General features: G+C 52.4%; 17 protein-coding genes, 1 riboswitch and 1 other annotated feature. Of the genes, 13 read left to right on the top strand and 4 right to left on the bottom strand.

Annotated elements, in window-relative coordinates:
• Positions 1-310 precede the first annotated feature (310 nt).
• Both JSQ80_RS09250 and JSQ80_RS09245 read right to left on the bottom strand, forming a co-directional pair.
• A complete protein-coding gene (locus JSQ80_RS09250; RefSeq protein WP_206095098.1) occupies positions 311-592 on the bottom strand; it encodes a cysteine peptidase family C39 domain-containing protein in 282 nt (93 codons plus the stop codon).
• A gap of 5 nt (positions 593-597) precedes the next feature.
• Positions 598-831, bottom strand: coding sequence for a response regulator transcription factor (locus JSQ80_RS09245; RefSeq protein WP_087433880.1), 234 nt, complete (start codon positions 829-831; stop codon positions 598-600).
• A gap of 635 nt (positions 832-1,466) precedes the next feature.
• Between JSQ80_RS09245 and JSQ80_RS09240 the strand changes: the two genes are divergently transcribed.
• The 3 genes from JSQ80_RS09240 to JSQ80_RS09230 all read left to right on the top strand — a co-directional run bounded on the left by JSQ80_RS09240 (position 1,467) and on the right by JSQ80_RS09230 (position 5,906).
• Entirely contained in the window at positions 1,467-2,963 is a 1,497-nt protein-coding gene (locus JSQ80_RS09240; protein WP_206095097.1) for an ABC transporter substrate-binding protein, read from the top strand.
• Between the two features lie 114 nt (positions 2,964-3,077).
• A complete protein-coding gene (locus JSQ80_RS09235) occupies positions 3,078-4,580 on the top strand; it encodes a sulfatase family protein (RefSeq protein WP_206095096.1) in 1,503 nt (500 codons plus the stop codon).
• Positions 4,581-4,595: 15 nt separating this feature from the next.
• On the top strand, positions 4,596-5,906 hold the full coding sequence (locus JSQ80_RS09230; protein ID WP_206095095.1) for a sulfatase family protein: 1,311 nt from the start codon (positions 4,596-4,598) through the stop codon (positions 5,904-5,906).
• A gap of 523 nt (positions 5,907-6,429) precedes the next feature.
• Here JSQ80_RS09230 and JSQ80_RS09225 read toward each other — a convergent pair.
• Positions 6,430-6,663, bottom strand: a complete 234-nt coding sequence (locus JSQ80_RS09225) for a hypothetical protein (protein ID WP_206095094.1) — start codon at positions 6,661-6,663, stop codon at positions 6,430-6,432.
• A gap of 145 nt (positions 6,664-6,808) precedes the next feature.
• Positions 6,809-6,923, top strand: a riboswitch (TPP riboswitch).
• Positions 6,924-7,222: 299 nt separating this feature from the next.
• On the opposite strand from JSQ80_RS09225, the gene JSQ80_RS09220 reads away from it, so the two are divergent.
• The 6 genes from JSQ80_RS09220 to JSQ80_RS09195 all read left to right on the top strand — a co-directional run bounded on the left by JSQ80_RS09220 (position 7,223) and on the right by JSQ80_RS09195 (position 13,458).
• Complete coding sequence (locus JSQ80_RS09220) at positions 7,223-8,263, top strand: ABC transporter substrate-binding protein (protein ID WP_206095093.1); 1,041 nt, start codon at positions 7,223-7,225, stop codon at positions 8,261-8,263.
• Between the two features lie 61 nt (positions 8,264-8,324).
• Positions 8,325-8,618: a thiamine-binding protein gene (locus tag JSQ80_RS09215; RefSeq protein ID WP_087433885.1), complete on the top strand. Its 294-nt coding sequence runs from the start codon at positions 8,325-8,327 to the stop codon at positions 8,616-8,618.
• On the top strand, positions 8,615-9,379 hold the full coding sequence (locus tag JSQ80_RS09210) for an ABC transporter permease (protein WP_206095092.1): 765 nt from the start codon (positions 8,615-8,617) through the stop codon (positions 9,377-9,379). Before JSQ80_RS09215 ends, JSQ80_RS09210 begins: the two co-directional genes overlap by 4 nt.
• Before the next feature lie 30 nt (positions 9,380-9,409).
• Positions 9,410-10,231 carry an ABC transporter ATP-binding protein gene (locus JSQ80_RS09205; protein WP_418888897.1) on the top strand — a complete coding sequence of 274 codons (822 nt, stop codon included), beginning with the start codon at positions 9,410-9,412 and terminating at the stop codon, positions 10,229-10,231.
• An 807-nt stretch (positions 10,232-11,038) separates the two neighbouring features.
• Positions 11,039-12,592, top strand: a complete 1,554-nt coding sequence (locus JSQ80_RS09200; protein WP_206095090.1) for an MDR family MFS transporter — start codon at positions 11,039-11,041, stop codon at positions 12,590-12,592.
• Positions 12,593-12,612: 20 nt separating this feature from the next.
• Entirely contained in the window at positions 12,613-13,458 is an 846-nt protein-coding gene (locus JSQ80_RS09195) for a TatD family hydrolase (protein ID WP_206095089.1), read from the top strand.
• Between the two features lie 144 nt (positions 13,459-13,602).
• On the opposite strand, the gene JSQ80_RS09190 is transcribed toward JSQ80_RS09195, so the two are convergent.
• On the bottom strand, positions 13,603-14,940 hold the full coding sequence (locus JSQ80_RS09190; protein WP_206095088.1) for a Na+/H+ antiporter family protein: 1,338 nt from the start codon (positions 14,938-14,940) through the stop codon (positions 13,603-13,605).
• Positions 14,941-15,424: 484 nt separating this feature from the next.
• On the opposite strand from JSQ80_RS09190, the gene JSQ80_RS09185 reads away from it, so the two are divergent.
• The 4 genes from JSQ80_RS09185 (at position 15,425) to JSQ80_RS09170 (ending at position 20,926) form a co-directional block, all read left to right on the top strand.
• Complete coding sequence (locus JSQ80_RS09185; protein WP_206095087.1) at positions 15,425-16,696, top strand: MFS transporter; 1,272 nt, start codon at positions 15,425-15,427, stop codon at positions 16,694-16,696.
• Positions 16,697-16,801: 105 nt separating this feature from the next.
• Positions 16,802-17,165: a binding site (T-box leader), on the top strand.
• 80 nt (positions 17,166-17,245) lie between these two features.
• Positions 17,246-18,511 carry a threonine ammonia-lyase IlvA gene (gene ilvA, locus JSQ80_RS09180; protein ID WP_206095086.1) on the top strand — a complete coding sequence of 422 codons (1,266 nt, stop codon included), beginning with the start codon at positions 17,246-17,248 and terminating at the stop codon, positions 18,509-18,511.
• A 314-nt stretch (positions 18,512-18,825) separates the two neighbouring features.
• Positions 18,826-20,493, top strand: a complete 1,668-nt coding sequence (locus JSQ80_RS09175; protein WP_206097528.1) for a glutamine--tRNA ligase/YqeY domain fusion protein — start codon at positions 18,826-18,828, stop codon at positions 20,491-20,493.
• A gap of 94 nt (positions 20,494-20,587) precedes the next feature.
• A complete protein-coding gene (locus tag JSQ80_RS09170; protein WP_206095085.1) occupies positions 20,588-20,926 on the top strand; it encodes a DsrE family protein in 339 nt (112 codons plus the stop codon).
• The last annotated feature ends 44 nt before the right edge of the window (positions 20,927-20,970 follow it).

The following is a 20,970-nucleotide window of genomic DNA, read 5'->3' as shown; positions in this document are numbered from 1 at the left end:
AAACAAGCCTTACAATGTTGATGGAAGAATTTTGTGAATCACTGGTATACATTGCAAGCAAGTCGTTCATTAATGAATTGCATGCTTGCAAAGAGCAATGTTTGTTGGAAGGCGATACCCCGGAACAATGATTCCGCAGTTATGTGCGGCTGAGGTTCGTAAACACAGAGCAAATGATGGTTTTTTTCGATGAATATCCCGTCCTGAGCAAGTTGCTTACGAATCGAACCAGCTTCTTTGCCGCGAATATTCAAGCCTATTTGAAGCCTTTAAACGACAACTGGGAGGAAATTAGAAAAAATTTAATTGGTCACCTTTTCCAAATACGATGATGATCCCACTGAGCAATAGCGGGAAGAGGTACAGAAGCAAGCCCGGGGAAATCCGTTTTCAATCCTTTTGATTTCATGCAATAATGTGCACCGATCTGCGCTAAATGAGCTAGGGAAGAACCGCCCTTGGAGATGCCAAATTGTTCTCTAATTTCATGGAGGGTTATGGAATGACCGTAATAGCCAAGAAGCATTGCTGTGCAGGCTAGCCCGCACTCACTATCTTCGATTTGTTCAATGAATGGTACTCGTTTAAACATATGCGTCACCTCTTCATTTCCCTATCGGTGGAAGGTGGATCCAATGGACACATCCAACCGAAGTGATACGCAAGAACGCCGATCTCCACACGTGAAGAAATCTTCCACTTTTTTTTAATCAGAAAGATGATCTCGCCTACTCGTCGTCGGCTGATAAAAAGCTGTTTTGCAATTTCAACGTCTTTATATCCGTGTGCAATAAGAACGGCTACCTCTTTTTCCATCTCGCTTAAACGCATAGATTAATGTTCCTTCCATAATAATCACACTATTATATCTGACAGTTTTTTTTTGGAAAAAAAGAAATGAAATTTTATTTATTACATGAAGTGGGGTGCTATAACCGAAGGTGCTTAGCGTTGACAAAAGTTGGAATGTAGCAAGGTCAGTATTTCTTTTCCTTTTATTCTATTAACATGATTTTTCGCACGTGGGGATGAGTGCTACAGTTTTATTGATCACACTACATCTGCACCTTTCTTTGCTTCTTCATTGACTTCCTATATTTTACCATGGTATTTGAGAAATGAAAACAATACTAAAAATATTAACCATTTTGTACAAAAAGTTATATAAAACACCGTTGATCGAAGGTGTGCGTGGCGAAGGCTGCGGAAAACAAAAACAGGCTGAAGCGGGCTTATTGAGAAAAATAGGTTGATTCTATCGAATAGGTCAAATATAATAAAAATATATCAATGTAAGCGATTACAAATGGCTATGCAGTATCGTACTGATCCCGCCGTTTGTAATCCTTATCCTCGCTTATTGCAGTAATTCCATTTATAACCCAGGAAGTCCGTTTGCAAGGATACGATAGCACTGACTGATCTCAACAGCTTTAGAAAATATCTTGCAGCAAGGGGGATTTACGATGAAACGTGGAAAGAGGACATTACTGCTCACCCTCATTATGGTGCTCATGTCATCAATGGTACTGGCGGCATGCGGCAGCAGTTCTTCCGGCAGCAAGCCGGGCGATGCTTCCGGCGATACGGCCAAGAAGGACGAGAAGCCGGTTGAACTCATCTGGTACACGATTGGCACTCCACAGCCGGATGTAGACAAAGTCATGGCGAAAGTGAACGAATATACGAAAGAGAAAATCGGCGCCACCATCAAGATGAAGATGCTGGATTGGGGCGATTATGACCAGAAGATGCAAGTGATTGCCGCTTCCGGCGAGCCGTATGATATTGCATTTACTTGTTCCTGGGCGTTCAACTATATCAACAATTCGCAAAAGGGAGCTTTCCTTGAGTTGAATGATCTGGTGGACCAGTATGGAAAAGGCATTAAGGAGACGCTTCACCCTTCCTTCCTCGAAGGGGCGAAGATTGACGGGAAGCTGTATGCGATACCGGTCAACAAAGAGCTTCCGGCGCAGCGGGTATTCCGCTTCAATAAGACGCTGGTCGATAAATATGGATTTGATATTGCAAAAGTAAAGACGATCGAAGATTTGGAACCGATGCTGAAAACGGTTTTTGAGAAGGAAAATATCAAACCGATCAACTCCAGAATCGGTCTCCCGCAAATGTTCGATTATATCATTAACGCGGATATTCCAATCGGCGTTCCGCTTGATTCCACAGACTTGAAGCTTCAACTTACGCTGGATACGCCAGAGCAGATGGCACAGTTCGAAACGATGCGTAAGTTCTATAAGGCGGGATACTTGCCGTCTGATGTCGCATCATACACCGATGCCAATCAGAGTGAAGCGCTGAAGACAGGGCGTTGGTTCGTCGATACGGCGCACTACCAGCCATATGCGGAAAACAGCTGGTCTGAGGGCATTCCGGACAAAGTCGTCGTTCAACCGGCGGAAGAGCCGATTGTATATAACTGGTCGGTTACCGGTTCGATGATGGCGATCTCAGCGACATCGCAATATCCGGAGAAATCGATGGAATTCCTGAATCTGCTCAACACGGACAAATATTTGCGCAACCTAATCAACTACGGCATAGAAGGCGAGCACTATAAGCGGGTGGACGAACAAACGATCGAGCTGCTGCCTGCGAAGAAGGAACGCTACGATTTGCCGACCTTCACCTTGGGCAATTTGTTTCTGCTTGATTTGCTTCCGGAAGATCCAAAAGACAAGTGGCAGAAGTTCGATGATTTCAACAACTCGGCCATAAATGCGCCGTTGCTTGGCTTTGCGCTGGATACGTCCAAGATTCGCACCGAGATTGCGGCCGTGCAGAACGTGACGGACGAATTCATGAAGACGCTGACGACAGGAACCGTCGATCCGAAGGTGTATGTGCCAAAGGCCATGGAGAAATATAAACAGGCTGGCATTGAGAAAGTGATGGAGGAAGCGCAGCGTCAGATCGATGAGTGGAAGAAGTCTAAGCAATAATCGGATATACAGCGAAGCCGCAGCCGGGGAGGCGCGGCTTCGCTGTTCTGCTATATCGGTATTTTCATAAGAATCCAAAATACGAGACCTGCAACCTAGAGGAGGCCCTTGATCTTGAGCGAACAGAGTCCCAACATCGTTATGATCGTCACTGATCAACAGCGCCGCGACACGCTCCGTTGTTATGACCCGAATACATTGTGCCAGACGCCGAATCTGGATGCGTTAGCCGCGGACAGCGTAGTGTTCGACAATGCTTATACGACATGCCCGGTCTGCACGCCGGCAAGAGCTTCGCTTCAGACCGGCATGTATCCGTTCAAGCATGGCATGCAGACCAATACGTACACGTTGGGCTGCATCGTCAACGAGCTTCCGGACAGCCCAGGCCTGCTCAGCCGCCAATTGCAGCGGCATACGAATTATAGCATTGGACATACGGGTAAATGGCATCTCGGACAAGGCCCGGTGGAACGCTCCAAGTTCGACCGCAACTTGAAGCATGTGGCGTTCCCGGACATGATGGCGGGTCATCGTTCCCTGCCTTCCGATGTTGGCTATGAAGGGGATGATTTTCCGGGGCACGGGGGAGGCGGATGGGATTATCCGCAGTTCAGGCAGTACTTGTCGGATGCCGGACTGGAGCTGAAAATAGAGAACCGCATCAGAGGCCATTACGAGGGCCATTGTGCGGCGGAAGTGACGTCTCCGGTCGAGACGACGATCGAGCATTATTTGACAAATTGCGCCATGTTTCACATGGAACGTTTTCTGGAGAGAGAGCGCCCGTTCATGATGGGCATTCACTTCTGGGGGCCGCATGAGCCTTATATTTCGCCAAGCAGCGCTTTGGATGTATATCGTAATATATCCATCCCGCCTTGGCCGAGCTTCCATGCAAAGGAAGCGGACAAGCCGCGCATACACGATATCAAGCGAAGTCCGGTGACGGATTGGAGCGTGTTCGAGCCTTTCGTGAAGCACTATTATGCGAGCATGACTCATATCGATGCACAGATCGGACGCGTCGTTGAATTCCTGAAGAAGCGCGGCGTGTACGATAATACAGTCATTATGTTTTGCGCCGACCACGGGGAATCGCTAGGCATCCATGGGGGACTGTGCGACAAGGGATTTTTCATGTATGACGAAACGTGCCGCATCCCGCTTATCATTAAGCCAGCCCATGGACAGCCCCCAGGCCGGCGCGAGTCCGCAATGGCAGGCATGTGCGATCTGTATGCCACCGTGCTGGACTGTGCAGGTGTTCATGACCTTCCTGCGGGCACGGATGGCCGTTCACTGATGCCACTGGTCGATGGTCATGAGGTGGAAGACTGGCCGGAGTCGGTCGTCACGGAAGGGGCTGGACTTGGCGGCGTCATGTTCACGCAGCGTATGCTTCGGCGCGGCGGCTACAAGTATGTGTTCAACTGCGGCGATGTTGACGAGCTGTATCATCTGCAGGATGATCCGCATGAATTGGTGAATCTGGCCGGGCATACAGCCTATGCCGAGCAGTTGGCCGACATGCGGGGAGCGTTGGCATCATGGATGAAGGAACATGACGACAGTCTTATTGCGGAGTTTGCCCGCATGCGCCTAAGAGATAAATAGGGAGGACTTGCAACAATGGAAAGAAAGCTGAATGTAATCTTTATTTATTGCGATGATTTGGGATATGGCGATTTGGGATGCTACGGATCAGACGCTGTGCGAACGCCGCATTTGGACGATTTGGCGGAGAAGGGGGTCCGCTTTACGCAGTGGTATTCCAATTCTCCGGTCTGCTCCCCGTCCCGCGCTTCGCTGCTTACCGGACAGTACCCCCGCCGGGCGGGGATTGGCCATATCGTGGGCGGCAAGCGGGATACTGCCGGCGTGCACCGCGATGTGCCGATGATTTCAGAGCTGCTGCAGCCGCATGGTTACCGGACGGCCATCTACGGGAAATGGCATCTTGGCGCGGGCGAAGGCGCGCGCCCGAACGATCGCGGCTTTGACGATTACTACGGATTTCTGAGCGGCTGCGTGGATTACTATTCCCACATCTTTTATCATGGATCGCCGGAAGTGAATCCGACGCATGACCTGTGGGACAACGAACGCGAGGTATGGAACAACGGCGCTTACTTGACGGAAGTCATTACCGGGAAGTCTGTTGAATTCATTCACGCGGCAGGGGGGGAAGAGAAGCCGTTCTTCCTCTATGTTGCATACAATGCGCCGCATTATCCGATGCATGCTCCGCAGAAATATATGGACCGCTTCGCGCATTTGCCGTGGGATCGCCAAGTGATGGCGGCGATGATCTCGGCGGTCGATGACGGAGTCGGGGAAATAGTGGCAGCCTTGAAGCGCGCGGGGCTGTATGATAACACGCTCCTCTTCTTTTCGAGCGATAACGGGCCGTCCTCGGAAGCGCGCAACTGGTTGGACGGACGCGAGGACGAGTATTATGGCGGCAGCGCCGGTATCTTCCGCGGGCATAAGGCGAGCCTGTTCGACGGCGGCATTCGCGAGCCGGCCATTCTGTACGTGCCGGACGCGCTTAGGGACAGAATGTGCGGCGGCGTGAACGATGAGCCGGTCATGATGGCTGACATGGTGCCGACGGTGCTGGATTGGGCGGACGTGCCGTATGCGGCGGATACATTTGCCGGACGCAGTCTGAAGCCGATGCTGACACAATCCGGGGCTTCCCCGCACGAGCGGCTGTATTGGGAATATGGCAAGCAGCTTGCCGTACGCGAAGGCAGTTGGAAGCTCGTGCTGAGCGGCATGCTTGATTTCTACAAGGGGCAGCCAGATGAAGTCCATCTGTCCAATCTATCTTACGATCCGGGAGAGCGTGTTAACCTGGCCAAGGATTATCCAGATCTGGTGGAACGACTGACGGCGGATGTGAAGCGCTGGTATGCAGATCTTACGGCTGAGGGATGATGGGTGAGCGGGTCAGCAGTAGACATTGGCCTATTAGACAATGGCATAGAGGGGAGGCTTCGAAGCTTGCTCTACCCTTCATTCAGAATGGAAGCCTTTTTCCCCTTGTAAACACCACATGCAATGGCCCCCTTCTCCCACATAGTCAGGAGGGAGAATGTCGAGGGTAGGGGGCATGCGGTGCCGTATAGACACCATGCCATGAAGAGTTCGATTCTAGTGGCAGTATGCCAGAAATGGTCTTTGGCATATCGCCTCCTGATGGACGGGGAGAATGAAGCAAAATGTCAAATCCCCCCTCATAGTGTATCCACCATCTGAAGGATGAGGAGAATCGGTCAAAGTGAAGATCCCGCTGTTGTGCCCGCTTTCTGATGGAAGGGGAGAATGAAGCAAAGTGTCTAATACCCCCTCATGATGTCCCCGCCATCTGAAGGAGGGGCTTATTTCGTATGCGGAAATATTGAGAAGCCCAACTCTATGCGACGTTAGGCTTCTCTTTGTAAGACAACTGGAGATGCTTTTATCTCCATTCGGCCGGAGTATCGCTTCCCATCATGCCACGCGTCTGTTCAACGTTTCGGCCGTGGCAGTTGTTATACATTTCTTCCAGCTCGTTGTCATTCATCGATGGATGCATTTGCTTCATCCACGGGAGCATTTGCCGGAATCCGGTATCATCCACAGCGGCATAAGCAGCCGTACCCATGACGAGGACTGCGGCCAGCACGGTAATGGCGATGACACTCTTTTTCATTGTTCATCCCTCCTTGTGAATTAATGTACATAAAAAATGTGTAGAAACAATGTAGACGAAGGAATTCATCCGGGTCCAAAATACTGGACTTTCCGGTGACCGGGGACTATAATTACGAATGAAACGGCAAACTTCGACAACTATATACGCACGCTAGGGGTGCTGGAATATGGCCGGCTGAGATTGTATCCCGTATAAGATACCGACCCTTACACCTGATCTGGGTAATGCCAGCGTAGGAAAGACGTTGAACCGCGTCTCTAATATCGGGTTTCATGCATGTCAGATTGTCCGGTGACTTGCTGCGCTTTTTTGGAACGCCAAGCGGCTTCCGAAGAACATTCGCAGCGGCTGAGCAGGCAAGCATCGACTTGAGAGAAGGAGAAGATGACGGTCATCGCATCATGCATTTTCGCATGTACGCACATAGTGGCAGAACAGCGTCCCGATGAGGGGCGCTTTTTTATTTTTCATAGCATGCATGGGTTGTCGGCAGCGCCGTTGAAATGCCCGTAACGGATATATCGTTGCGAATGAATAGAGGAGCGGGGGATTGACGATGCAAAGAACACGGATGGCACGCGGATGGCTGCTCGCACTTGTCATGATCATGACTGTGGTGCTGGCTGCATGCGGAGGGCAAGAAGCAGCGTCTCACGACGGGGCTGCGCAAAGCGAAGGCACGAAGCAGCCGCAGGAGAAGAAGGACGTCAAAGTGGTGCTGGAATGGACGCCGAATACGAATCATACTGGCCTCTATGTAGCGAAGGAGCAGGGCTTCTATGAGGAAGAGGGCTTGAATGTGGAGATCATCCAGCCTGGCACTGGCGGAGCAGATGCGATGATCGCTTCCGGCGAAGCGCAATTCGGCATCAGCATTCAAGAGGGCATTACACTCGCGCGCGTACAGAACGTGCCGATTGTGTCCATTGCAGCGATCATTCAACACAATACGTCAGGCTTTGCAGCGCCGAAGGACAAAAACATGAAGACACCGAAAGACTTTGAAGGCAAAACCTATGGGGGCTGGGGCTCTCCGGTGGAAGAGATGGTGATCCGTTCTTTAATGGAGAAGGAAGGCGCAGACTATGACAAAGTCAAGAACGTCAATATGGGTTCGGCTGATTTCTTCACGGCCGTGAAAAAGGATATTGACTTCGCATGGATTTTCTACGCGTGGACGGGCATTGAAGCCGAGCTGCGCAACGAACCGATCGATATGATGTATGTTAATCAATATTCGGATAAATTGGATTACTATACACCGGTCATTGCCACGAATGAGAAGCTGATTCAGGAGGATCCCGAACTTATTAAAGCATTTATGCGCGCTACCTCCAAAGGCTATAAATATGCCATCGACAAGCCGGAAGATGCGGCCAATCTTTTGCTGAAGGCCGTTCCGGATTTGGATAAAGACTTGGTTGTGGCAAGCCAGAAATGGCTTAGCTCCAAATATCAGGATGATGCGGCACGTTGGGGCGAGCAGAAGCGGGAAGTGTGGGACAACTATATGAACTGGCTGCTCGACCACAAGCTGATGGAAAAAGCGATTGATGTCGATAAGGCATACACGAATGATTTCCTTCCTTCGGCATAACGCTGGTTGGAAACGATGAGTGTACTGGCAGGACGGGGGATTGACTAAGGAGGAAACACGAATGGCAAACAGCTTAGTGAGCATTCAAATTATTCCGAAGACGAAGAACGGGGAAAATGTAATTCCGTACGTGGACCGTGCAATCGAGGTCATTCAGGCCTCGGGTGTGAAGTATCAGGTAGGACCGCTGGAGACGACAATGGAAGGCGAACTGAGTGAATTGATGCAGGTTATTGAACGGATGAACGAAGCGATGATTGAATTGGGCAGCTCAAACGTCATTTCCCAAGTCAAAATCTTGTATATGCCTTCTGGCATTACAATGGATGAATTGACGGTGAAATACCGGTCATGAGCCGACGCCGCCTCGCAAAAGCAGGACCGCCCATAGCGGCGTTCCTGCTGTTTATCTTATTATGGCAAATCGGGGTCATGGTGTCAGGCGTGGAAAAATGGATGCTGCCGAGCCCGCTCGATATCATGAAGGAAGCAGCTGATAACGGGAGCGCGTTGCTTGCGCATACGCTCGCAACGCTGCAGCTGACCATCATAGGGTTCGGCGTGGGAGCTGCCGTGGGTCTGTTGCTCGCATTTTTGCTTCATCCGATCCCTTGGCTTAAGGACGCCATTTATCCGCTTGTCATCGTCAGCCAGAACATTCCGACCATCGCGCTGCTGCCGCTGCTCATGATTTGGTTCGGCTTCGGCATGATGCCGAAGATTGTCGTCATCACGCTCGTCTGCTTCTTCCCGGTATGCGTGGCGGCGCTAGACGGTCTGGCGCAGACCGACCGCACGATGCTCAATTATATGCGCATGGCCGGGGCAACACGAGCTCAGCTGTTTTGGAAGCTAGAGCTGCCGCATGCGCTGCCGTCCCTGTTCTCCGGTCTGAAGATTGCAGCGACGTACAGCGTCATGAGCGCCATTATATCCGAATGGCTCGGGACGGACAAAGGAATCGGCTATTATATGGTGCTGCAGAAGGCAGCGTTCCGCACCGATCGGATGTTTGTCGCGATTGCAGTCGTCGTCCTGTTGAGCTTGGCGATGTTCGGAGCCGTACGCGCATTGGAGCGGATGTTGATTCACTGGCGGCGCGATGACAAAGAGTGATGAAAGGAGAAGCCCATGAACGGAATTACGATGGTTGCGGAAGCATGGGATGCGCAATCCGCGCGAGCGGGAGGACGCTCTCACGCGCTTGAGTTGAAGGACGCCAGCATGTCCTTCGCCGGGAGCACGGGCAAGCTCCACGTATTGGACAACGTGTCGCTGACGGTGGAGCAAGGCGAGTTCGTCTCCATTATCGGCCCCTCCGGATCTGGCAAGAGCACCTTGTTCCACCTGATTGGAGGCTTGCTCCGTCCAGCGGCAGGGACGATTCGGGTGAACGGCCAAGATGTCGTCGGACAGACGGGGCACGTCAGCTATATGCCGCAGCAGCCAGCGCTGTTCCCTTGGCGTACGGTGGAGGACAATGTCATCCTCGCCCAGGAAATAGCCGGGACCCCCAAGAACGAGGCGCGCGCTGAGGCGCGGCGGTGGCTCGCGAACGTCGGCCTGTCCGGCTATGAACGGGCCTACCCGCATGAGCTGTCGGGGGGCATGCAGCAGCGCGTCGCTTTTCTGCGCGCCATGATGAGCCCGCATGAGCTCATGCTGCTCGATGAGCCGTTCAGCGCGCTGGACGCGCTGACGCGGAGCGACATGCAGCGCTGGCTCATCGAGCTGTGGGAGCGCCACCGCCGCTCCGTGCTGTTCATTACGCACAGCATTGAGGAGGCGCTGCTCTTATCCGATTCAATATACGTGCTGTCGAATCGTCCGGCGCGGGTGCTGCAGAAGGTGCGAGTGCCGTTCGCGCGGCCGCGTGCCGGGTCGCTGGCTTCGGAAGCGAAGTTCATCCGTTTAAAGCAGGAGCTATCAGAACTGCTGCATAGTGTTCAGAAGCCAGTTGGCGAATAATACGCGAGGGGCTGTTCTCCATATGAGAACAGCCCTTTTTAGGTTTAGTACATGTTCAAAAAGAGGCACTTGGAACATGATTACTTCTGCCAAGCCGACCTGAGCAGCATATGCTTCTTCGCCGGCCTATATTCAGCGTCCAAACGCCCAAACGCCCGTGCAGCCTGCCAATTGCGCTTAGCGCCCAAAACGCCTGTTCACCTACCGGCCTGCAGCGGGCTAACTGCAAAGATGCAGTTAGAACTGAGGGAAATAGAACCTTTTCGCCCTCTAAAATGCAAAAGTACAGTTAAAAACGCAAAAATTACCATTATTTATGATATTATATGAAAATCAAGTGCACTTTTGCAGTCCAGCCTCGCGTATAGCGAGTAACGGGGATCAAGCAAATGTACAATTGCAGTTGGTGCATGTGCTGCCCGATCTGCTGAAAAAATGAGCCGCATAGGTTCGTTCGCCAAGAGTAATGTTATGGTAAGCTAGTTTCTACAAGGGGACGTAACGATGACCGCCCCTCTGCAGGCATAATTGCATTGAGAAAGCTTTGCACATGAAACATATGCGCAAGGGCAGCAGAAAGGGAAAAAGCGGCTGACCCGCCGTTCATATTTGAGTGGAAAATGTTAGCTGTTACGTTTATAATGGGATTCTGTTAAAAACGAATGTTGACGGAACAGGTGAAACCGCAGACTGAATGAATGGGAAAGATGGGCTCATTACCTACATACTTGACTTATTCGTCGCGCAGAAACGGTTTCGTCCATTACGAGGGGACGGCAAGGCCGTTTCGATTTGGGAGGAAACAAAATGATAGCAAAGGACAGCAATTTACGCTATGTTGTGGCCGGACTGCTGTTGGGTATTCTGATGTCGGCAATGGATAATACCATCGTTGCGACTGCGATGCCGACCATAGTCGGGCAGATGGGCGGATATGAGCAGTACGTCTGGGTTACCTCCGCATACATGGTAGCGACCATGGCAGGCATGCCGATATTCGGCAAGCTGTCGGACATGTACGGACGCAAACGGTTCTATATTTTTGGACTGCTCGTCTTCTTGATTGGAAGCGCATTGTGCGGAACCGCGGACAGCATTGTCATGCTGAGCGTGTACCGCGCCGTTCAGGGAATTGGCGGGGGCGCTTTGATGCCGATTGCGTTCACGATTATTTATGATGTGTTCCCGGTGGAGAAACGGGGCAAAATGACCGGATTGTTCGGTGCGGTATTCGGTATATCCAGCGTAGCCGGGCCGCTGCTGGGCGCTTATATTACCGAGTATATCGGCTGGGAGTGGGTGTTCTACATCAACCTGCCGCTCGGCGTTCTGTCATTATGGTTTATTTTGCAGTTCTACAAAGAAACAGCGAAGACAACGAAGCAGCGGATAGACTGGGGCGGTGCGGTTACGCTTGTCGTCGCCGTAGTCAGCTTTATGTTCGCGCTGGAGCTTGGCGGGAAAAAATTTGAATGGAGCTCGCCGCTCATTGTTGGGTTATTTGCCACGTTTGCGGTCTTCCTGATTGCATTCCTTCTCATTGAACAGCGTGTGAAGGAGCCGATCATTTCATTCTCGCTCTTCAAACGCCGTCTGTTCGCAGCCAGCCAGGGCGTAGGCTTTTTCTATGGAGTCACGTTCGTTCTCGCCACCGTCTATATTCCGTTGTTCGTTCAAGGTGTATATGGCGGGGCAGCTTCGAATAGCGGTCTTGTCCTGACACCGATGATGATCGGATCTGTCATTACGAGTTCGATTGGCGGAATTCTGGCAGCCAGAACAAGTTATCGTAAGTTGATGATTATATCCGGCGTCTTCTTTACCGCAGGTATCGTATTGTTAAGCACGCTGTCGGCAGATACGCCGCGGGCGTTAATTACGCTATACATGGTGTTGACCGGTCTTGGCGTAGGGTTCTCCTTCTCTTTGATCAGCATGTCGTCGATGCATGGCATGGAATATCATCAGCGCGGAGCGGCCAATTCGACGGCCTCCTTCTCCCGTTCGCTCGGGATGACGATCGGGATTACCGTGTTCGGCTCAGTGCAATCGAGCATTTTTGCAAGCCGCATGCAAGAAATGTTCCCTGAGGGCGGCGCAGCTGCCGACATTAAGCCGGAACAGCTGCTTAATGCGGGTCAGAGTCAGAATCTGCCGCCTGAAGTGCTGAAGGGGATGTCTGGCGCGCTTGCCGATTCCATCGGCGGCACCTTTATGTGGGCCCTCGTGCCGGTTGCCTTGGCGCTTATCTGCATCGCGCTGATGGGAAATGCCCGGATGGTGGAGCGGGGCCAAGGGAAGAACGATAAGCCTGACAATGGCAGCGGTGCCGATGACGCGCTTAAATATGGCGAAGCGTAAAAGGATCGGAGGAGAGGGGGATGACGGTGCAGGGCATGCAACCTAATCATTCAAATCACCCTGGAGGGCTTGATCAGCCTGTGTATGTGGTGGATACGCATATCCATCTTGATTTATATGAGCCCGGTCAGACGGCGGCTCTTGAGCAATCGCTGGAGAGCCCCGAGCTGGAGTATGTCGTGGCGGTATCGATGGGGCTGGAATCAGGCCGCCGCACGAAGACGTGGGCGGAGCGCTACCCGGGAAGGGTGCTGCCAGCATATGGTTTTCACCCCGAGCAGACGCTGCCGTCCGAAGCCGGGCTGGCCAGCTTGCTCGCTTGGATGGATGCGCATGCGGAGGCGATGATCGCGGTTGGCGAGGTCGGGCTGCCGTACTATATGCGCCAAGAGGCATTGGAGCAGGGGCGTCCTTTCGAGCGGCAGCCGTATTTGGAGCTGCTTGAGCCTATGGTGAAGCGGGCGGCGGCATGGGATAAGCCGATTGTGCTGCATGCCGTGTACGACGATGCTCCGCTCGTCATCGACTTGCTGGAGCGCTTTAGCGTGAAGAAGGCGCATTTCCATTGGTTCAAGGGAGATGCGCGTACAGTGGAGCATATGGCGCGCAACGGGTATTTTATTTCGTTCACGCCGGACATCGCATATGAAGAGGAAATACAGACACTGGCCCGCCGCTATCCGGTAGAGCAAGTCATGACTGAGACGGATGGGCCATGGCCTTTTGAAGGCTCATGGGCGGGGCAGGTGACGGTACCTACTATGGTCCATGCAGTTGCCGGAGCGTGGGCGCGAATTCACGCAATGGACATCGGTGAAGCGGCGGTGCTGCTGCGGAATAATGCGCGGTGCTGTTATGGCGTGTAGGCCGGAACGACTTATAACAGAGGCAAGTGAAAGGGGCGATCCGGCGGATCGCCCCTTTTCTGACTAGACTTATATCAGGCCCTCGTATTTTTGTGGTATAACACGCGTTCAAAAAGCTCACTAGTTGAACAATTGGGCAGTCTGTTAGAGCACCATGGCGGCGATGAAGCCGAACAGCAGGAGCGGCACGTTGTAATGGAGGAATGTCGGCACACAAGTGTCCCAAATGTGATCGTGCCGTCCGTCGGCATTCAACCCGGCCGTCGGTCCGAGCGTGCTGTCCGAGGCGGGGGAACCGGCGTCGCCGAGCGCCGCGGCCGTGCCGATAAGCGATACGGCCGCCAGCGGACTGAAGCCCAGCTCCATGCAGAGCGGCACGAAGACGGTGGCGATGAGCGGTATCGTCGAGAACGACGAACCGATGCCGAGCGTTACGAGCAGGCCGATGGCCAGCATCAGAATGGCTGCCAGAGCCCGGTTGTCGCCTACCGCATGGACAGCCGCTTGCACGAGCGATTCGATATGCCCGGTTTCGCGCAGCACCGCACCCAAGCCGGAGGCCGACATCATGACGAATCCGATATAAGCCATCGAGCGCATGCCGTCGGTTAGCACGCGGTCAGCCCGGCTCCATGCGATGACGCGCGTGATGAGGAGCACGGCAAGTCCCGCCGCGGCACCGTATATCATCGATCCAGTGCTCAGCTGTACGGCAAGCATGGCTACCACGGCCCCAAGCCCGGCCCAGGTGCCTCCGGCACCGCTCCCGGAAGCCACCGACTCCTCCTTGCCGGCCTCGGCAGCAGCTTCCGTGCCGGCGTTATAAGACCGTGGCTTGCGATAGGAGAGAGCAATCGCCGTCAAGAGGCCGGCAACCATTCCTATAGCCGGAATCATCATCGCCTTCGGCAGCATGGACGCATTAACGGCAAGGCCATTCATCGTCATATTGCTCACCACGGTCTCGTGGAAGATGGCGCCGAATCCGACCGGCAGGAACATGTACGGCGTAATAAGGCCGAAGGTTAATGCGCACGCCACTGCGCGCCGATCAAGCTGAAGCGAGTTAAAGAGCGCCAATAGCGGCGGGATAAGCACCGGAATGAAGGCGATGTGCACCGGGATTGCATTTTGCGATAAACAGGCGATGAAGGCAATCGCGACTACCACGCCATAACGAGCCGCTGCCCGCGGAGCATCTCCCGGTTGCTTGCCCTTCACGAGTCTAACGGCCCGCTTCACTAGCCGCTCCGGCAGTCCGGTCTCGGTCAGACCTGCGGCAAATGCGCCCAGCAGTGCGTAGCTCAAAGCGATGCTCGCGTTATCCTTCAAGCCCTCGGTGAATACCTCCACCATGTGGGTCATGCCGAGTCCGCCGGTCAACCCGCCGACGACTGCGGCCGTTAGCAGGGAGAAGATGACGTTCACCCGCAACAAACTTAATCCGAATAATACGACCAATGATAACAAGACCGCATTCATTAATAGTCACCCTCACGTTGCTATGATAATTAATTAAAACATTAACACTTTACCATAGCAATGTATAATAATTTCCTGTTATTTCAATAAATTTTCTTAATTGTTCAACTCTCCTCCTGAAGTCCTATTCGATTTCCGTCTTGTGACCCGATCGCAATCCATTCTGCAACAGGAGATAGAACTCCCTCTTCGAGCGGATGTATACGAATATCTTTTCCAATAAACTTATACTCAATGAGCGTGACCGAGCAGTCGAAGCTCTGGCTCCCGGGAGAGAAGAAGCTGCCGCTCAAGCTTCATGCAGACGTGATTCAGACATGGCTGAGGCGAGAGTCAACCCCAGGATAAACCACGGATTGGCTAGGAAAAAAATACGTCCTAAAAACGATTGCGCAACTTAATCAATTCTATTAAACTAAATGGGTTCTGCAACAAAAAGAGAGAACAGAACGACAATCTATGATTTGACGGGGAGAGATGCACCATGACTACCGCCCAATCCGGGAACAGCAAATCAGCTTTCAGCTTGTTCCGCAACCGCTTTGTGCAAGCAATTATGTTGGCCGGTCTGTTCATGCAGGTTGGCATATGGGTGAGGAACTTTGCAGTCCTGCTTTTTGTAATGGAAATGACGAATGGAGATGCGTTCGCCGTATCGATGGTGTCCGTCGCGGAATTCGCTCCCATCTTTGTTTTCTCGTTTATCGGCGGAACATTCGCCGATCGCTGGCGTCCGAAACGCACGATGATATGGTGCGACTTCTTAAGCGCCATGTCTGTGTTTGCCGTCATGCTGACCATTTTGTCCGGCTCATGGCAGGCGGTCTTTTTCACGACGTTTATTTCCGCAATTTTATCCCAGTTCTCGCAGCCTTCCTCTATGAAGCTGTTCAAGCAGCACGTGCCAAGTGAGATGCTGCAGGCGGGAATGTCCATCTTTCAAACGATGGTTGCGTTATTTATGATACTCGGTCCGGCTATCGGAACGGCTATTTTTCAAAAATATGGCATAACCGTCTCGCTTATCGTGACGGGCATTGCGTTCATCATGTCCGCGCTTGCGCTTCTGTTCCTGCCATCCGATCATGCGGAGGATACAGAGAAGCAGGCGAAGTCCAATGTGTGGCAGGAACTGGCGGAAGGCTTCCGCTATGTGATGCGCAGCAGCCTGTTGAAGCCGCTTGGCGCCAGCTTTGCCTTTGCCGGCTTGGCGCTTGGCCTCATTCAGCCGATGGGAGCGTTCCTCGTTACGGAGCGGCTTGGACTGCCGAAAGAATATTTGAGCTACCTGTTGATGACGAATGGGATTGCAATGCTGATCGGCGGGGCGCTTGCGATGGGGCTGTCGAAGAAGCTGTTGCCGCAGCATATGCTTGCGATCGGCATGTTTACCAGCAGCGGCGGCATGCTGCTGGCCGGCTTGTCTACGGATTTGTGGTTAACGCTAACTGCGCAATTCATCAGCGGACTCGTGCTGCCTTCGATCCAGATCGGAATCAATACGATGATTTTGCAAAATACCGAAGGTGCGTTTATCGGCCGCGTCAATGGCATCTTGAGCCCGATGTTCATGGGGGCGATGGTCATTACGATGTCCTTGTCTGGCTGGATTAAAGGAATGACCTCGATTGTGTTCATGTACGAAGCCGCGACGGTCTTGTTCTTGATTGGCATTGTGGTGCTGGCGCCGATTCTGCGGATGCGGAAGCAAGCGATGCCTATGCCGCAGGCTGAGGCTACCGGTACGGAATCGTAATCGAAATAGTGCCATCAGCTTGTGAGTTTTGTGAAGAACTGCGGCGGCCCATTGACTTGGGCACGCCGCTTGTTCATAATAAGAGAAATAAGTTGGAAGGTTGGACCAACATCGATGACGAGAACAAGTTCGTTGTGATGCAGTCTGAAGAGAGTCGACGGCCGGTGCGAGTCGATGTCTGGCACAGCGCAACATCCTCTCCGAGATTCTATGCCGAACTCTGCCGGAACATGCGGCTTCGCAGATAGTAAGTGTGGACGGTATATCCGCCGTTACCGGATGCGCGGTTCATTCGCGGCCAAGTGCCGCAGGACATAAGTGTAGTATGCAGTAAGGTGCTTTGCTTTCGAACTGTCTTTTGCTCCTTGAGCAGAAGAGAAGAGGCGTCTGAGAGAAGTAACCTTATTCATGCAGCTCTTGTTTCTGCGGAACAAGGGTGGTACCACGAGAAGAAGATCTCGTCCCTTATTAGGGGCGAGTTTTTTTATTTTTATAAGCAAAATATAAGACCAGACACGCAGGACCTACACCGAAAGCGAGGAAACCGATATGGAGACGACACACACGGCTCCAGCCGTTACGATGGAGCATATTGTCCGCGCACACCACGTGCTGAAGGAAGTGATTGTGCGGACCCCGCTGCAACGAGACCCGATATTATCGGCCAAATACGGCTGCAACGTATATTTGAAGCGGGAGGATTTGCAAATTGTGCGATCCTTCAAAATTCGCGGGGCTTACAACATGATCCGCCACTTATCCGCGGAAGAGCTTGAGCGGGGCATCGTCTGCGCCAGCGCCGGCAACCATGCGCAAGGAGTGGCTTATTCTTGCCAGGCGTTGAAGATTCAAGGCACGATCGTCATGCCGAGCACGACGCCGAGCCAGAAGGTGACGCAGGTGAAGCGCTTCGGAGGCTCTCATGTCAATGTGGTGCTTACGGGCGATACGTATGATGATGCGTATGATGCGGCGATGAACATTTGCAAGGAGAACGACATGACGTTCATCCATCCGTTCGACGATCCATTTATCGTGGGCGGAAACGGCACCGTAGGCATGGAAATTATGGAGTCGCTGGATGTGCCGGCCGATTACGTGTTCGTGACCATTGGCGGGGGCGGTCTGGCAGCCGGTGTCGGAACATACATCAAGACCGTCAGTCCGTCGACCCGTATCGTCGGCGTGGAGCCGGAAGGGGCAGCCTCCATGACGGCTGCGCTGGCACATAAGGAAGTGCTGACGCTGGAGACGATAGATAAATTCGTTGACGGCGCGGCTGTGAAGCGGGTTGGCCAGCTTCCCTACGAAATTTGCTCGCAGGTGCTGGACGATGTGATTCGCGTCCCGGAAGGGAAGGCTTGTACGACGATTCTCGAATTGTATAACGAAAATGCGATTGTCGTTGAGCCGGCCGGCTCGCTGGCGATAGCGGCGCTCGATTTGTACCGCGACCAAATCCGCGGCAAAAATGTCGTCTGTGTCGTTAGCGGCGGCAACAATGACATCGATCGGATGCAGGAAATCAAAGATCGTTCGCTCATCTATGAAGGCTTGAAGCATTATTTTACGGTTAATTTCCCGCAGCGGGCAGGCGCCCTGCGCGAATTCTTGGAGGATGTGCTCGGGCCGAACGACGATATTACGCGCTTCGAATATAACAAGAAGCACAATATGGACAATGGATCTGCGCTGGTAGGAATCGAGCTGAAGCATCCGGAAGATTACGAGCCGCTTGTCGAACGACTCCGCAAGAAGGGCATTCAGTTTATTGAATTGAACAAAGATATGACACTGTTTAATTTGCTCGTATAAGAGGTTGTGCAAAAAGTTCACTTTTGATCACGAAGCATCCCAAGAGGCCATTCGACATCGAATCTTGCATTCGCTCTCGAAGTCCGGTGCTCATGTAGTCCCGGCCTACACTGCGCTCCTCCTCCTTCGAGTTCTTGCAACCTTCTCGGTGCTGAAAAGTGATTTTATGAACACGCACTATAAGAGAAAAGTTCACTTTTAATCACGAGGCACCCCAAGAGGTCATTCGGACGAGGTGATCGGAGTTGAACTCCCGTAACGATACGGGTATATTAATAAGCAAAGCGTTAAAGGGCACAGAAAGGTTGATATTGGTGGAGAATCCAAATAACACATCCAACTTTATTCGTAACATCATTGTAGATGACTTGAAGGAAGGCCGCGTGGACAGCATCGTGACCCGATTTCCCCCGGAACCGAACGGTTATCTGCATATCGGACACGCGAAGTCGATCTGCTTGAACTTCGAGCTGGCACGCGAATTCAAAGGTCGCGTTCATTTGCGTTTTGATGATACGAATCCGTTGAAGGAAGATACGGAATATGTCGAATCGATTAAAGAGGACGTGCAATGGCTCGGCTTTGAATGGGACGGACTTTATTTCGCGTCGGATTATTTCGAGGAAATGTATAAGCGTGCGATACTGCTTATTGAGAAGGGCAAAGCGTATGTCGATGATTTGAGCCCGGACGAGATCCGCCAGATGCGGGGAACGCTGACGGAGCCGGGCCAGAACAGCCCGTATCGTGACCGGGGGGTGGAGGAGAATCTGGATTTGTTCGAACGTATGCGGGGCGGCGAATTCCAGAACGGAGAAAAGGTGCTCCGCGCCAAAATCGACATGAACTCGCCAAATATCAATTTGCGCGATCCGGTCATTTATCGCATCGCTCATGCGACGCATCATAATACGGGCGACAAATGGTGCATCTATCCGATGTATGCATTCGCACACCCGATTGAGGATGCGATTGAAGGCGTTACACATTCGATCTGCACGTTGGAATTCGAAGACCAGCGTCCGCTCTACGATTGGGTCATCGAACAGTGCGAGATGGATTCGACGCCGCACCAATATGAGTTCGCGCGCCTCAATTTGACGAATACGGTGATGAGCAAGCGCAAGCTGAAGCTGCTCGTTGATGAAGGGACGGTTGACGGCTGGGACGATCCGCGCATGCCGACCATTTCCGGGCTTCGCCGCAGAGGATATACTCCGGAGTCCATTCGCACGTTCTGCCGGGAGATCGGCGTAACGAAGGGCAGCGGCGTTATCGATTCCAAATATTTGGACCATTTCCTGCGCGAAGACTTGAAGCTGAAGGCCCCGCGGACGATGGGCATTCTGAAGCCGCTTAAGGTCGTGATTACGAATTATCCGGAAGGCCAAGTGGAATGGCTGGATGCGGAAATCAATCCGGAGAATTTGGAGATGGGCGTACGCCAAATTCCGTTCTCGCGCGAAATCTACATCGAGCAGGATGACTTCATGGAGAATCCGCCGAACAAGTATTTCCGCTTGTTCCCTGGCAATGAAGTCCGTTTGAAGCACGCTTATTTCATTAAATGCCATGACTTCGTGAAAGACGAGAACGGCAACGTGGTTGAAATTCACTGCACATATGACCCGGAAACGAAGAGCGGCAGCGGCTTTACCGGACGTAAAGTGAAGGGGACGATTCACTGGGTGGAAGCCTCGCACGCAGTGCCGGCCGAATTCCGCCTGTATGAGCCGCTTATCCTGGATGAAGAGAACGATGAAGATGAATCGTCGTCGTTCTTGGACCGCATCAATGCGAATTCGCTCGTGAAGGAACACGGCTTCGTGGAGCCGAACATGAAGGAAGTAAAGGGACAAGACAAGTTCCAATTTTTCCGTCATGGGTATTTCAATGTCGATCCGAAGGATTCGAGCGACGATCACATCGTGTTTAACTTAATTGTTTCGTTAAAGAGCTCCTTTGAGCTGCCGAAGAAGTAATTGCGCCGTATCTTGACGCACGAATAGACCGGAATGAGCAGGGCTGCACGAGAGATCGGCAGAGATTGCCGCACAGGCTGGGAGGTCAAGAAGCATGAAAGGGAAAGTCATTTTACTGACATCGGATTCGATTGGGGCGCAGGAGAACGGTCTCGGCGCGACCATTCTGGAAACTTTTTTAACGCTGCTGAAGCAACGGGAAGAGAAGCCGGCGGCCATTTTTTGCATGAACCGCGGAGTGCTGGCTCTTACGTCCCGTTCGCTGGCATCGCTGCAGTTGGCCGAGTTGGCCCGAACGGGAGTGCCGGTGCTCGCTTGCAAGACATGTGTCGATCATTATGGCATCGCAGATGAGCTGGCGGCAGGCGAAATATCGAGCATGGGCGCGTTTGTCGATTTGGCTTCGCAGCATGAAGTCGTCACATTAGGATAGCAACCGAACTTCCATATTGTGTATACAGTAGACCGGGCTCTTGC

This window comes from Paenibacillus apiarius (assembly GCF_017052585.1).
Lineage (GTDB): Bacteria > Bacillota > Bacilli > Paenibacillales > Paenibacillaceae > Paenibacillus_B > Paenibacillus_B apiarius.
Note: the sequence above shows the minus strand (reverse complement) of the source record. Positions and strands in the feature narration are given on the sequence as shown.

Coding starts and splice junctions, on each gene's coding strand:
- JSQ80_RS09215 (WP_087433885.1), top strand. CDS start 8,325: ATGGCAAACAGCTTAGTGAGCATTCAAATTATTCCGAAGACGAAGAAC.
- JSQ80_RS09220 (WP_206095093.1), top strand. CDS start 7,223: ATGCAAAGAACACGGATGGCACGCGGATGGCTGCTCGCACTTGTCATG.
- JSQ80_RS09225 (WP_206095094.1), bottom strand. CDS start 6,663: ATGAAAAAGAGTGTCATCGCCATTACCGTGCTGGCCGCAGTCCTCGTC.
- JSQ80_RS09190 (WP_206095088.1), bottom strand. CDS start 14,940: ATGAATGCGGTCTTGTTATCATTGGTCGTATTATTCGGATTAAGTTTG.
- JSQ80_RS09245 (WP_087433880.1), bottom strand. CDS start 831: ATGCGTTTAAGCGAGATGGAAAAAGAGGTAGCCGTTCTTATTGCACAC.
- JSQ80_RS09205 (WP_418888897.1), top strand. CDS start 9,410: ATGGTTGCGGAAGCATGGGATGCGCAATCCGCGCGAGCGGGAGGACGC.
- JSQ80_RS09230 (WP_206095095.1), top strand. CDS start 4,596: ATGGAAAGAAAGCTGAATGTAATCTTTATTTATTGCGATGATTTGGGA.
- JSQ80_RS09210 (WP_206095092.1), top strand. CDS start 8,615: ATGAGCCGACGCCGCCTCGCAAAAGCAGGACCGCCCATAGCGGCGTTC.
- ilvA (WP_206095086.1), top strand. CDS start 17,246: ATGGAGACGACACACACGGCTCCAGCCGTTACGATGGAGCATATTGTC.
- JSQ80_RS09250 (WP_206095098.1), bottom strand. CDS start 592: ATGTTTAAACGAGTACCATTCATTGAACAAATCGAAGATAGTGAGTGC.
- JSQ80_RS09185 (WP_206095087.1), top strand. CDS start 15,425: ATGACTACCGCCCAATCCGGGAACAGCAAATCAGCTTTCAGCTTGTTC.
- JSQ80_RS09200 (WP_206095090.1), top strand. CDS start 11,039: ATGATAGCAAAGGACAGCAATTTACGCTATGTTGTGGCCGGACTGCTG.
- JSQ80_RS09240 (WP_206095097.1), top strand. CDS start 1,467: ATGAAACGTGGAAAGAGGACATTACTGCTCACCCTCATTATGGTGCTC.
- JSQ80_RS09195 (WP_206095089.1), top strand. CDS start 12,613: ATGACGGTGCAGGGCATGCAACCTAATCATTCAAATCACCCTGGAGGG.
- JSQ80_RS09170 (WP_206095085.1), top strand. CDS start 20,588: ATGAAAGGGAAAGTCATTTTACTGACATCGGATTCGATTGGGGCGCAG.